Here is a 12982-nt window from a genome sequence, read left to right as displayed (position 1 = left end):
CAAAGAGGAGGCGGCGCGATGGCTTGGCAGACGATCCGGGCAAGCGAGGACGGCGGGGTGACGACCCTGGCCCTGAACCGCCCCGAGGTGATGAACGCGCTGTCCTCGGCGCTGCGGCTGGAACTGGCCGCGGCGCTGCGCGCGGCGCAGGCCAGGGCCCGTTGCATCGTGATCACCGGGATGGGGCGTGCCTTCTGCTCGGGGCAGGACCTGAACGATGCCGGCCGGATCGAGGCGGTCGATTTCGAGCGCATCCTGAACGACGAATACGTGCCGCTGCTGCGGCTGATTACCGACAGCCCGGTGCCGGTGATCGCCGCCGTGAACGGGGCGGCGGCCGGGGCAGGGGCCAACCTTGCGCTGGCCTGCGACGTGGTGATCGCGGCCGAAAGCGCCAGCTTCATCCAGGCCTTCACCCGCATCGGCCTGATTCCGGATGCCGGCGGCACGCACTGGCTGCCCCGCCAGATTGGCCTGGCCCGGGCGCTGGGCACGGCGCTTTTCGCCGAGAAGATCTCCGCCCGGCAGGCCGCCGACTGGGGCATGATCTGGGAAGCCGTGCCCGATGCCGACTTTGCGGCTCATGTCGCCGCGCGCGCCGCCCATCTGGCCAACGGCCCGACCGTGGCCTACCGCGCGCTGCGCGAAACCTTGCGCGGCAGCTTCGAGCGTGACCTTGACGCCGCCCTGGCCGTGGAGGCCCGGCTGCAGGGCATTTGCGGCCGTACCGAAGATTTCCGCGAAGGCGTCGCGGCCTTTCTGGAAAAGCGCCCGCCGCGGTTTCGCGGGGCCTGAGGCACCGCGCATCTGCGCTGATCTGCTTCAACGCCGGCAGGGCTCTTGACGGCGCCGCCCATCCGGGCGCTGCATGCCGCCGCAGCGTTCCCGGAGACCCGCATGCCCGACCCCGACCCCAACCGCGACGACGTGGTGCGCGCCTATTGCCGCATCCGGCGCGCTGTCGGCTGGCTGGGCCTGGCGCTGCCGGTCGTCCTGATCCTGGGCGGGGTTCTCAGCCAGCGCGCGGTCGAGCCGTCGATTTCCGACTACTACCATACCCTGATGCGCGACGCCTTCGTCGGCGTGCTGACCGCCATCGGCCTGTTCCTGATCACCTATCCCGGCCATGCCCGGGCGCGGGGCGAGCGGCTGTCGGACGACCTGATCAGCACCGTCGCCGGGATCGCCGCCTTCGGGGTGGCCTATTTCCCGAACGAGGTGCGCACCAACGCCAACCTGCTTGGCTCGATCACCCAGCAGGCGCTGGGGGCCAAGGCTGCCGCTGCCGCGCATTATCTGAGCGCGATCGTCTTCCTGACGGCGCTTGCGGCGTTGTGCCTGGGCCGCTTTGCCCGCACCGCCAAACCCGTCCGCCGCCGCATCTACCGGGCCTGCGGCAGGACCATCCTGGCGATGACCGTCGCCGTGATCGTTGCGTCATGGTTCAGAATCCGCGGCCCCGAGGCGCCGCAGAAGATTGTTACCGACGGCCGGCTTGTGTTGTGGTTCGAGGCTGTGGCGGTCTGGGCCTTCGCGCTGGCCTGGTTGGTGAAGGGACGGGTCGAGGAACGCCTGACCCGCCCCCGAAAGCCGCCTCAGCGGCAGGGCTGAAGCAGCCGGATGCCCTTTTCGGTGACGATCACCACCACCTCGTCGGCCAGAGGCCCTTCGACCCCCAGCAGCGGGCCACGCACCGCCATCACCCGACCGGCGGGCTCGGCAAAGCCCTCTTCCACCACCATGCCGTCGAACAGCAGCGCGTTCAGCCCGCGCACCGGTTGCGGATCGGCCAGGGCGACCGCTCCGCCTTCGCCGCCGGCGAACCACGAGTCGCGGTCATAGTCCGCCTGCTGGTAGGCCCCGCACTGCTCGGGGTGGCCAAAGTCGGCATAGGGCTCGGCCAGGGCTGCAACCGGCTGCGCCGCCATAAGGCCGCCCAGCAACCGCCGCATCACGCCCCCCGCGACAAAGCCGCGACCCCGGTCCGCGCCATCTCGCGCAGGCCAAGGGGGCGCATCAGATCGGCGAAGGCGTCGATCTTCTCGGGCGTGCCGGTCATCTCGAAGACAAAGCTCTCCAGCGTCGAATCCACCACCTTGGCGCGGAAGATCTCGCACAGCCGCAGCGCCTCGATCCGTTGCTCGCCCTTGCCCGCAACCTTGAACAGCGCGAGTTCGCGCTGGACCGACGGTCCTTCGGTCGTCAGGTCGTGCACTTCGTAGACCGGCACCATCCGGGACAGCTGTGCCTCGATCTGGTCGATCACCGCCGGCGTGCCGCGGGTGACCACGGTGATGCGCGAGCGGTGTCCGGTGTGGTCCACCTCGGCCACGGTGAGACTGTCGATGTTGTAGCCGCGACCCGAGAACAGCCCGATCACCCGCGCCAGGACCCCCGGCTCGTTCTCGACGATAACCGCAAGGGTGTGGCTCGTCTCCACCTCGGAATGACTGTCGCGCAGGTCATAGGCCGAATGGCTGGACGACCCCTTCTTGATGTTCAGCGCCGACACCTTCGTCTCCTTCGTCCCCGGTCGCGGAAGTTGCTTGCCCGCGAGGCCTGGAATACAAGATGCGGGTCGCCATCGCCAGAGGTTTGCCGATGCCGGGTTCCGTGACGCGTTCGCGCAGGTTCGCGCTTGGGCTGGTGCTTGCCTTGGGCAGCCCTTTCGCCGCAGAGGTGGCCCGTGCCGAGGGGCAAGGCGGTGATCGGCCGTCCGAGGCCGAGCAGGCGCTGGACCGGGCGTTGCGGCAGGCGGTGGAACGGGCAGCGACGACGGACCAGATGCAGGCGACCTGGCTGCAGGTCTTTGCGACCGCGGAACGTGATGGTGCGCCGGGGCTTGGCCCGCTGGATCGGGAGCTGTCGGCGCAGATGGACCTGGCCCGCCACCGGGCGCGTCGGCTGGCGCAAATGCTGGAGTTCGACCTGAACGGCGACTTCGTCGTGACCGTCGAGGAACTGCGCCCCTTCGCCCAGCAGAAGGCGAACCAGCCGCTGCGCTCGGGCGACACCGAGGTCGAGCCGACCGAGGCACAGAAAGGCCAGATCGTCGAGGCCTTCCTGGCCGAAGTCCTCGCGCTGGATGCCAACGGCAATGGCCGGCTGGATGCGGACGAACTGGCCGCCCTGAACGACCGGGACCGGCGGTCCTTTGACGGGGACCGCGGCATCTTTGCCTTTGCGCCGCTCTTGGATGCCGATGCTGATGGCGTGCTGACCCGGGCCGAGCATCTGGCCGGGCTGCTGTCGGCGACCGAAGGCCTGGACGCCGACAAGGACGGCCGCCTGACCGAGGCCGAGCGTGCCGCCTTCCTGCAACGTCCGCCGGTCGTCGCCAGGCCGATCGACCCCGCCGAGGTGCTGATCGACACCTATCTGCGCCCCGAATGCCGGCTGAACCCGGTGCCGGACGCGGCGCAGGTGGTGGCGGTGGCCGGCTACGAGGGCGCGGCGCTGTCGACGCTGCGGATCGGCCGCGAGGGCAGCCTGACCACGGTCGCCGACGTGATCGTGCCGGAAGGCGAGGGCAAGCTGTTTGTGGTCGCCGATTTCCAGGAGGCGGTGATCCTGCGCTTTTCCGGTGCGGTCGGGCGGATCAACGGCGTGATCGGGCTGGATGCGGCGGTGGCGACGATGGGGCTTGAGCGGCGCCAGCTCAAGCGCTTCGGCACGATCACGCCGCCCTGCACCACCGACCTGTGGGACCCGGAGAAAAAGAACGAACCCGCCCCGCTGGAGCGGCTGACCGCGGCGCTGGGCCGGCCGCCGCTGGCCCTGGTCGCGGCCTATACCGTGGGCGCGGTCGATCTGGGCCGCGCCGAGGTGCTGCCGCTGGCGCCGCTGCCGGGCGCCCGCAGCCTGCCGGGCGACGCCCCCGCGGCCGCGATCTGGGCCGAAATGCTGCGCCACAATCCCGGCGGCCTGGTGGACATCGCCGCCGAAGACGTGGTCGCGCCCTACCAGACCGCTCCCTACACGGTGCTGCCGCAAGAGGCGGGCCTGGCGCAACTGGTGGAACAGGGGCTGCTGACGCCGCAGCCGCGCGGCCCGGCCGAGAACATGGTGATCGAGGACGAGAACGGCCGCATCACCCTGAACGGCAAGGTCATCTTCCCCGGCCATGGCGACGACATGATCGGCTCTGGCGGGCTGGCCTATACCGAAGAGGCACCGAAGACCTGGGTTGGACGCAAGCAGGCGGAATACGTGGTCGAAGGCCCGATCACCCTGCCAGATGGCCTGCAGGGTAGCCATTCGGTCATCTTCCTGTTGCCAAAGGGCGTCGAGATGCCCAAGGGCGACCCGGGCCATTCGAAGATCCGCCCGCAGGACTGACCGCGCCCGCCGGCCGCTGGACCCGACGCCAGATTGCATGCAACGACGGCGCGCGCATCCGCCCCCGCCCCCCTTCATCTTGGCCGCAAATACCCCGGGGGTCCGGGGGCTGGCCCCCGGTCCGCCCGCGTCAGACCAGCACGGCGCCGGATCGGAAGGCCTCGGCATCGGCCGACAAGAGCATCTCGTTGTGCGGCTTGCCCGAGGGGATCATCGGGAAGCAGTTCTCGTGCTTTTCCACCAGGCAGTCGAAGATCACCGGGCCGGGAGACTTGATCATCTCGTTGATCGCGTCGTCCAGGTCCTTGGGGTCGCTGCACTTGATGCCCTTGGCCCCGAAAGCCTCGGCCAGTTTCACGAAATCGGGCAGGCTTTCGCTCCACGAATGCGAATAGCGCTCACCGTGCAGAAGCTCTTGCCACTGCCGCACCATGCCAAGGCGTTCGTTGTTCAGGATGAACTGCTTCACCGGCGCGCGGAACTGCATCGCGGTGCCCATTTCCTGCATGTTCATCAACCAGGACGCCTCGCCCGCGACGTTGATCACCAGCGCCTCGGGGTGGGCGATCTGCACGCCGATCGAGGCCGGCAGGCCATAGCCCATGGTGCCAAGGCCGCCCGAGGTCATCCAGCGGTTGGGGTCCTCGAAGCCCAGGTACTGCGCCGCCCACATCTGATGCTGGCCGACCTCGGTGCAGATGTAGCGGTCGTGGCCCTTGGTCAGCGCCTCAAGCCGTTGCAGCGCGTATTGCGGCTTGATCGACTTGGTGCTCGGCTCATAGGCCAAGCAATTGACCGCGCGCCATTCGGCGATCTGCTTCCACCACTTCGCCAGGCCCTCCTTGTTGACCTTGCGGCCGCGGGCCTTCCAGACCTTCAGCACGTCCTCCAGCACATGGCCGACGTCGCCGATGATCGGCACATCGACGTGGATCACCTTGTTGATCGACGATGGGTCGATGTCGATGTGCACCTTGCGCGAGCGGGGCGAGAAATCCTTGACCCGGCCGGTGATGCGATCATCAAAGCGGGCGCCGACGTTGATCATCAGGTCGCAGCCGTGCATCGCCAGGTTGGCTTCGTAGAGGCCATGCATCCCCAGCATGCCCAGCCAGGCCTTGCCGCTGGCCGGATAGGCGCCAAGGCCCATCAGCGTCGAGGTGATGGGCATCCCCGTCGCATCGACCAGTTCGCGCAACAGCAGGCTGGCGCCGCGACCCGAGTTGATGACTCCTCCGCCGGTGTAGAACACCGGCCGCTCGGCCGTTTCCAGCATCTCGACCAGGCGGGTGATCGCCTCGATGTCACCCTTGACCCGCGGCTGATAGTGGTCGGTCTTCATCTTTTCGGGCGGCACGTATTCCGCGGTGGCGAACTGCACGTCCTTGGGGATGTCGATCAGCACCGGCCCCGGTCGGCCCGACTTGGCCACATGAAACGCCTTGTGGATGGTCTCGGCCAGCCGGGCGGTGTCCTTCACCAGCCAGTTCATTTTGGTGCAGGGCCGGGTGATGCCCACGGTGTCGGCCTCCTGGAAGCCGTCGGTGCCGATCATGAAGGTGGGAACCTGGCCGGTCAGCACCACCAGCGGGATCGAATCCATCAAGGCATCGGTCAACCCGGTCACCGCATTGGTGGCGCCGGGGCCCGAGGTCACCAGCGCGCAGCCGACCTTGCCGGTCGAGCGGGCATAGCCCTCGGCCATGTGGATGGCGCCCTGCTCGTGCCGCACCAGGATGTGGCGGATGTCGTTTTGCAGGAAGATCTCGTCATAGATCGGCAGCACCGCGCCGCCCGGATAGCCGAAGACCACCTCGACGCCCTGATCCTTGAGCGCCTGCACCACCATCTTCGCCCCGGTCATCGCCTTCGTCATCGCTTGTCGTCCCTTTGCCGTCCGATCCAAGAAAAAGCCCCCGGGGAGGGGTTCCCGAGGGCGCATGGTCACCTTCATGGTGTGCCGTTACCGGCCCATGCGCCTGATCCCCCAAACTACAAGAACCTGCGCCATCGTCGCCTCACAAGGTCTTTTCCGCGCGGGACACTAGGCCGGGCCTTCGGGGGCGTCAACCGCAAAAGCGGATCAAAAATGCCGCAGGGGCACCGGATTTTGAACGAATGTTGCGACGGGCGCGCCGCCGTGCGCAATTTCCCGAAACTGCGCGGGGGTGCAGAGCCGCTTGTGCGCGGCTGAGTCGGCAAGGGGCTTCTGTCGGCCCGGCCTGATGCGCTAGAAGTCGTGCAGCGCCGCCGGGTCTGCGGCCGCAAGGGAGTTGCCATGAAGCTGTATTACTCGCCGGGGGCCTGCTCGCTGGCCTCGCACATCACGCTGGAAGAGGCCGGGGTGGATTACACCGCCGAGAAGGTGAACCTGCGCGACAAGACGACCGAAAGCGGCGCGTCGTATCTGGCCGTCACCCCGCGCGGCGCGGTGCCGGCGCTGGACCTGGGCGGCGGCGAGGTGCTGACCGAGGGCGTCGCCATCATGCAATATGTGATGGACACCGCGAAGCCCGGCCACCTGCCGGCGCTGGGCACGCTGCAGCGCGCGCGCCTGGTCGAGGCGCTGAACTACGTCGCGACCGAGGTCCACAAGACCTATTCACCGCTGTTCCGCGGTCTGGAGGGTGCCGCGAAGGACGCGCAGCTGGCCCTGCTGGACGCCCGGCTGAAGGTGCTTGAGGACAGGCTGGCCGATGGCCGCGGCTGGCTGACCGGGGCCGATTTCACCCCCGCCGACGCCTATCTGTTCACCGTCACCAACTGGTCCAAACCGATGGGCCACGACCTGGCGAAGTTTCCGCGGATCGAGGCGCTGCGGGCCAAGGTGGCCGCGCGGCCGTCGGTCGCGGCGGCGATGACGGCCGAGGGACTGCTGAAATAGCAGGCAAAGGCCCGGTGCCTGGGCAGTCTGCCCGGGCGCCTTGGCCGGTGACGCAAGGTCAGGCCGAGGCAGCGCTTGCCCCGGCCCGCCGACATATGCCTGCGGCGAAAAACCGGTTTGCAAGCCGCGCCGGTCTGGCTAGGGTTCCGCCACCAACCAGCGATCCGATGAGAGCAGGGTCGCAAAGAAACCAGTGGAGGAACTCTATGGATCGTCGCTCATTCCTGACCAAGGCCGCGGTCGGCGGCACGATGGCCGCCGGCGCCACGGCCCTGGCTGCCCCGGCCATCGCGCAGGACGCCCCGACCGTCACCTGGCGGGTGACCTCGTCCTTCCCGAAATCGCTCGACACCATCTTCGGCGCCGCCGAGACGATGTCGAAATACGTGTCGGAGATGACCGACGGCAAGTTCACCCTGCAAGTCTTTCCGGCAGGCGAACTGGTGCCTGGCCTGGAAGCGGCGGATGCCGTGTCGGCGGGCACGGTCGAAGTCTGCCATACCGTGCCGTACTACTTCTGGGGCAAGGACCCGACCTATGCGCTGGGCGCGGCCGTGCCGTTCGGGCTGAACGCCCGGATGATGAACGCCTGGTGGTATCACGGCGGCGGCATCGACATGATGAACGAGTTCTATGCCACGCAGAACCTGATCGCCTTCCCGGCCGGCAACACCGGCGTGCAGATGGCGGGCTGGTATCGCAAGGAGATCAACTCGCTGGCCGACCTTCAGGGCCTGAAGATGCGGATCGGCGGCTTCGCCGGCAAGGTGATCGAGAAGCTGGGCGTGGTGCCGCAGCAGATCGCCGGCGGCGACATCTATCCGGCGCTGGAAAAGGGCACCATCGACGCCACCGAATGGGTCGGCCCCTATGACGACGAGAAGCTGGGCTTCTTCAAGGTCGCGCCCTACTACTATTATCCCGGCTGGTGGGAAGGCGGCCCGTCGATCGCCACCATGATCAACCTAGCCAAGTGGAACGAGCTGCCGAAATCCTATCAGGCGGCGCTGAAGGCGGGCTGCGTGGTGGCCAACACCGACATGCTGGCGGCCTATGACTGGAAGAACCCCACGGCGCTGAAATCCCTGGTTGCGAACGGGGCGCAGTTGCGGCCGCTGCCGCAGGACGTGCTGTCGGCGGCCTTCGACGCGGCCAATGCGACCTATGCCGAAGTCAGCGCCACCAACGCGACCTTCAAGAAGATCAAGGACGCGCAGGATGCCTTCCGCCGCGACGCCTATCTGAACGCGCAGATCGCCGAATACAATTACGACGTGTTCATGATGGCGCAGCAGCAGGCCGGCAAGCTGTGATCTGAGCCGAAGACGACAGCGACCGGCCCCGGGGCGCAGACCCCGGGGCCGTTTCGTGTCTGGCGGGGCGACGGACTGGCGAAGGGGCAGGGCTTGGCAACCTTGGGGCTTTGCCTGTAAGACGAGGGACAAAGACCGCAAAGAGGCCTGCGTTGAGCAATCCGGACAGTTTCATCCAGGAAGTCACCGAGGAAGTGCGGCGCGACCGGCTGTTCAAGCTGTACAAGCGCTTTGGCTGGATCGGTGTCGGCCTGATCGTGATCGTGGTCGCGGGCACCGCCGGCAACGAATGGCTGAAGGCGCGCGCCCGGGCCTCGGCCGAGGCCTTCGGCGACGGCGTCATCGAAGCGCTGGACATGGGCAGCCCCGAAGACCGCCGGTCGGCGCTGGCGGCGCTGGCGGTCAGCCCGGAACAGGCGCGGCTGCGCGACATGATCCTGGCCTCGGACCCGGCCGAGAACAAGGCGCAGACGCTGGCGGCCCTGGACACGGTGATCGCGGATGCAGCCGCCCCGGCGGTCTGGCGCGACCTGGCGGTGTTGCGCCGGGTGACGGTGGCGGGGGCCGACCAGCCCCTGGCCGAGCGGCGCGCGGCGCTGGAGGGAATTGCGGCGGCCGGGCGGCCCTATCGGGCGCTGGCGGCGGAACAGTTGGCCTATCTTCTAATCGAAGAGGGCAAGACCGATCAGGCGATCGCGGCATTGAACGCGCTGACCCAGGATCAGGATGCCACCGGCGCGCTTCGCGCGCGGGTGGCGCAGGTGGTGACGGCCCTGGGCGGCAAGCCCGAGGCAACGGAAGAGGCCGCGGCCGCATCGGACGGCTGAGACGGCCCGGCGGACGGCAGGAAAGAAGGGCAGGGGCGGTGCGCATGCGTCGGATCGGGTGGAAATCGGGCATCGCCCTTGTGGCGCTGATCGCGGCCTGCGGCGAGCGCGAGGTCATCCTTCAGGGCGAACGCTTCCCGGTGCGGGCACCGTTGGAGGCCAGCGTGCCGGTCGAGGGCCAACCCGCGCCGAAGGCGCCGTCGGAGGCGCTGCCTTCGGTCAGCGCGCCGATCTCGTTGCCCGGCGTGCAGGCCAATGCCGACTGGCCGCAGCGGGGCGGCAACGCGCGCCACGCCGCGCCGCACGCCGCGTTGTCGGCAGCCCCGCAACTGGTTTTTGCGGTCAACGTCGGCCAGGGCTCCAGCCGCAAGTCCCGGGTTGCCGCGGCGCCGGTGGTGGCCGACGGCCGGGTCTTCGCGATGGATGCGGGCGCGGTGGTCTCGGCGGTGTCGACGGCAGGCGCGCTGTTGTGGCAGGCCGACCTGACGGCGGGCTTCGACCGCGGCGGCGGCGCCTCGGGCGGCGGCCTGGCGGCGATGGGTGGCCGGGTCTATGCCACCACGGCCTATGGCGAGGTGGTGGCGCTGGACGCTGGCAGCGGAGCGGTGATCTGGCGCCAGCGGGTGGATGCGCCGGTGATCGGCGCGCCGGCGGTAGACGACGGCGTGGTCTATGTCTCGGGCCGTGACGGCAGCGCCTGGGCGATCGCGGCCGACAACGGCAAGGTCGCCTGGCAGGTCTTCGGCACGCCGGGCAAGGCCGGTTATCTGGGCAGTGCCGCCCCCACGGTGGCGGACCGGGTGGCGATCTTCCCGACCTCGGCGGGCGATCTGATGGCGGTCCTGAAGATTGGCGGCGGCACCAAGGTCTGGCAGACTTCGGTTGCGGGCAAGCGACTGGGTCGCGCCTTTGCGCTGACGCCCGATGTGACCGGCGATGCGGCGCTGGTGGGCGGCACGCTGTATACCGGCACCGCGGCGGGCCGGACGGCGGCGCTGGATGCCGGCGGCGGCGAGATGATCTGGTCGGCTGGCGAGGGGGCGATGGGCCCTCTGGTCGTGGCAGGCGGCGCGGTCTTCCTGGTCAACGACGAGGCGCGGCTGGTGCGGCTGGACGCGGCAACCGGCGAAACGGTCTGGGCCGTCGAGATGCCCTATTTTGAGGCCGGCAAGGAAAAGAAGCGCAAGGCGGTCTTTGCCCATTACGGGCCGGTTCTGGCCGGCGGGCGGCTTTGGGTTGCGGGTTCGGACGGCGTGTTGCGCGGCTTCAGCCCCACCGATGGCAGCCTGGTGGCCACGGCCGAAATCCCCGGCGGCGCGGCAACACAGCCGGCGGTGGCGGGCGGCACGCTGTATGTCGTCTCGACCAGGGGGCAACTTCTGGCTTTCCGCTGAGGCGCGCGCGGTGTAAGGGGGCGGCTTTCCAAGGGCGCATCCCATGAGTTTCACGCTTGCCATCGTCGGGCGGCCCAACGTGGGCAAGTCCACCTTGTTCAACCGGCTGGTCGGCCGCCGCCTGGCGCTGGTCGATGACCAGCCCGGGGTGACGCGCGACCTGCGCGAAGGCGACGCGCGGCTGTATGACCTGCGCTTCACGGTGATCGACACGGCGGGTCTGGAAGAGGTGACCGACGACAGCCTGCAGGGCCGGATGCGGCGGCTGACCGAGCGGGCGGTGGAACTGGCCGATGTCTGCCTGTTCCTGATCGATGGCCGGGTCGGCGTCACGCCATCGGACGAGACCTTTGTCGAGATCCTGCGCAAGAAGAATGCGCGCGTGCTGGTCGGCGTCAACAAGGCCGAGGGCAAGGCGGGCGACGCGGGCGCGCTGGAGGCCTACAGCTTGGGTCTGGGCGAGCCGATCCGCCTTTCGGCCGAACACGGCGAGGGAATGGACGACCTGGCCGACGCGCTGCGCCCGTTCCAGGCGGAATTCGCCCCGCGCGAGGCCGAGATGCTGCCCGAGACCGAGGTTGACCTGACCGAGGAGGAGGCCGCGCTTGAGGCGGACGAGAACGCCCACCGGCCGACGCAGAAAAAGCCATTGCAGATTGCGGTGATCGGGCGGCCGAACGCCGGCAAATCCACCCTCGTCAACAGGATCCTCGGCCAGGACCGGATGCTGACCGGGCCGGAAGCCGGGATCACCCGCGACGCGATCTCGGTCCGCAGCGACTGGATGGGCACTCCGGTGCGCATCTGGGATACGGCGGGGATGAGGAAGAAGTCGAAAGTCACGGACAAGGTTGAGAAATTGTCGGTGGCTGATGGGTTGCGCGCGGTGCGGTTCGCGGAAGTCGTGGTGGTTCTGCTGGACAACGAAATTCCGTTCGAGACGCAGGATTTGCGCATCGCCGACTATGCCGAGACCGAAGGCCGGGCGGTCATCGTGGCGGTCAACAAGTGGGATCTTGAGACCGAACGGCAGGAAAAGCTGGTCGAACTGAAGGAAATGTTCGAGCGGCTCTTGCCGCAGTTGCGCGGGGCGCCGCTGGTCACCGTCTCGGGCAAGACGGGCCGGGGGATGGACCGGCTGCACGAGGCCATTCTCAAGGCGCATGACGTCTGGAACCGGCGCATCTCGACCAACCGGCTGAACACCTGGCTGGGTGCCATGACCGAGGCGCACCCGCCGCCGGCGCCGGGCGGGCACCGGATCAAGCTGCGCTACATCACCCAGGCCAAGACCCGTCCGCCGGGGTTCGTCATCAAATGCTCGCGCCCCGACGAATTGCCGGAAAGCTATAAGCGCTATCTGGTCAATGGCTTGCGCGACCATTTTGACATGCCGGGTACGCCGATCCGGCTGTATCTGCGCAGCCAGGGCGACGAGAACCCGTGGAAGGAACGCAAGTTCCACACCCCGTCGCGCCTGCGCAAGCATACCGACAAGAAGAAGCCTGAGAAGAACTGAGTCAGCGGCGCAAAAGGACCAGTGCCGCGGCCATGACCGCAATTCCCGCGCCGGCCAGCGCGGCGATCAGGGTGTTGGCGCCCAGGTTCGCCACCCCGACGCCGACCAGCGCCCAGATCACCGTCAGGCCGTAGACCGGCATCCGGGGCCGGGCGCGTTGCACCAGCAGGCCAACCAGCAGCACCAGCGCCAGCATGACGGCGGCCGCAGTGGTGTCGGACAGCCAGCCGTAACCGGCGATCAGCACGCCGGTCGAGACGGCGGTGGCGGCGGTCAGCCAGCCGGCCAGAATTGCCGTCGGGGCGGAGAGCAGCCAGCGGTCGCGGTCGGGGTCGGCCAGCAGGAAGGCGGTCAGCGCCGCCGCGGCCATCGGCCAGATCGTCACCGTGCCCCAGATCGCGCTGACCCCGGCGATGGACAGCCAGACCGCGCCGATCAGCGCGGCGGCGGTCAGCGCGGGGCGGATGCGGTCCCAGGCGGGATCGTCGGCGCGTTTCCACAGGCCGAAGACGGCGTGGACGGCCAGCCAGAGGTAGATCACCGACCAGATGGCAAAGGCATAGCCCGCTGGCTGGATCGAGGGCCGTTCGATCGGCACCGGGAACTGGCCGGGGTCGTAGCCGGTGAAGGGCGGCGTCACGAAGGGGGCGATGCCGAAGGCGGCGATGGCGAGCAGAAGGACTATGGCTTTCATCATGGTCCTTCTA

12 protein-coding genes are annotated in these 12982 nt (G+C 68.5%); 8 read left to right on the top strand and 4 right to left on the bottom strand.

Annotated elements, in window-relative coordinates:
• Positions 1 to 18 precede the first annotated feature (18 nt).
• A complete protein-coding gene (locus LHP98_RS04885; RefSeq protein ID WP_227251349.1) occupies positions 19 to 795 on the top strand; it encodes an enoyl-CoA hydratase-related protein in 777 nt (258 codons plus the stop codon).
• A 102-nt stretch (positions 796 to 897) separates the two neighbouring features.
• The gene (locus LHP98_RS04880) at positions 898 to 1611 is read left to right on the top strand and encodes a hypothetical protein (protein ID WP_227251348.1); all 714 of its coding nucleotides are present in this window, start codon (positions 898 to 900) and stop codon (positions 1609 to 1611) included.
• Here LHP98_RS04880 and LHP98_RS04875 read toward each other — a convergent pair.
• Entirely contained in the window at positions 1596 to 1952 is a 357-nt protein-coding gene (locus LHP98_RS04875; protein ID WP_227251347.1) for a hypothetical protein, read from the bottom strand. The genes LHP98_RS04880 and LHP98_RS04875 overlap by 16 nt on opposite strands.
• Positions 1952 to 2512 (bottom strand): acetolactate synthase small subunit, encoded by a 561-nt coding sequence (ilvN, locus tag LHP98_RS04870; protein ID WP_227251346.1) that lies wholly within the window; start codon positions 2510 to 2512, stop codon positions 1952 to 1954. The genes LHP98_RS04875 and ilvN overlap by 1 nt, the downstream gene beginning before the upstream one ends.
• A gap of 101 nt (positions 2513 to 2613) precedes the next feature.
• Between ilvN and LHP98_RS04865 the strand changes: the two genes are divergently transcribed.
• Positions 2614 to 4338: an EF-hand domain-containing protein gene (locus LHP98_RS04865; RefSeq protein WP_227251345.1), complete on the top strand. Its 1725-nt coding sequence runs from the start codon at positions 2614 to 2616 to the stop codon at positions 4336 to 4338.
• Between the two features lie 130 nt (positions 4339 to 4468).
• Here the strand turns inward: LHP98_RS04865 and LHP98_RS04860 are convergent, their stop codons facing one another.
• Positions 4469 to 6214: an acetolactate synthase 3 large subunit gene (locus tag LHP98_RS04860; protein WP_227251344.1), complete on the bottom strand. Its 1746-nt coding sequence runs from the start codon at positions 6212 to 6214 to the stop codon at positions 4469 to 4471.
• A 402-nt stretch (positions 6215 to 6616) separates the two neighbouring features.
• Here LHP98_RS04860 and gstA point away from each other — a divergent pair, with 402 nt between their 5' ends.
• The 5 genes from gstA to der all read left to right on the top strand — a co-directional run bounded on the left by gstA (position 6617) and on the right by der (position 12275).
• The gene (gene gstA / locus LHP98_RS04855) at positions 6617 to 7222 is read left to right on the top strand and encodes a glutathione transferase GstA (RefSeq protein WP_227251343.1); all 606 of its coding nucleotides are present in this window, start codon (positions 6617 to 6619) and stop codon (positions 7220 to 7222) included.
• A 206-nt stretch (positions 7223 to 7428) separates the two neighbouring features.
• A complete protein-coding gene (locus LHP98_RS04850) occupies positions 7429 to 8535 on the top strand; it encodes a TRAP transporter substrate-binding protein (RefSeq protein WP_227251342.1) in 1107 nt (368 codons plus the stop codon).
• 152 nt (positions 8536 to 8687) lie between these two features.
• Positions 8688 to 9362 carry a hypothetical protein gene (locus tag LHP98_RS04845; RefSeq protein ID WP_227251341.1) on the top strand — a complete coding sequence of 225 codons (675 nt, stop codon included), beginning with the start codon at positions 8688 to 8690 and terminating at the stop codon, positions 9360 to 9362.
• A gap of 44 nt (positions 9363 to 9406) precedes the next feature.
• Positions 9407 to 10756: a PQQ-like beta-propeller repeat protein gene (locus tag LHP98_RS04840; protein WP_227251340.1), complete on the top strand. Its 1350-nt coding sequence runs from the start codon at positions 9407 to 9409 to the stop codon at positions 10754 to 10756.
• A 43-nt stretch (positions 10757 to 10799) separates the two neighbouring features.
• Positions 10800 to 12275 carry a ribosome biogenesis GTPase Der gene (der, locus tag LHP98_RS04835; protein ID WP_227251339.1) on the top strand — a complete coding sequence of 492 codons (1476 nt, stop codon included), beginning with the start codon at positions 10800 to 10802 and terminating at the stop codon, positions 12273 to 12275.
• Position 12276: 1 nt separating this feature from the next.
• Here the strand turns inward: der and LHP98_RS04830 are convergent, their stop codons facing one another.
• Positions 12277 to 12969, bottom strand: coding sequence for a hypothetical protein (locus LHP98_RS04830; RefSeq protein WP_227251338.1), 693 nt, complete (start codon positions 12967 to 12969; stop codon positions 12277 to 12279).
• Between the last annotated feature and the right edge of the window lie 13 nt (positions 12970 to 12982).

It is taken from the genome of Rhodobacter sp. Har01 (genome assembly GCF_020564565.1).
Classification (GTDB): Bacteria; Pseudomonadota; Alphaproteobacteria; order Rhodobacterales; family Rhodobacteraceae; genus Pseudogemmobacter.
Note: the sequence above shows the minus strand (reverse complement) of the source record. Positions and strands in the feature narration are given on the sequence as shown.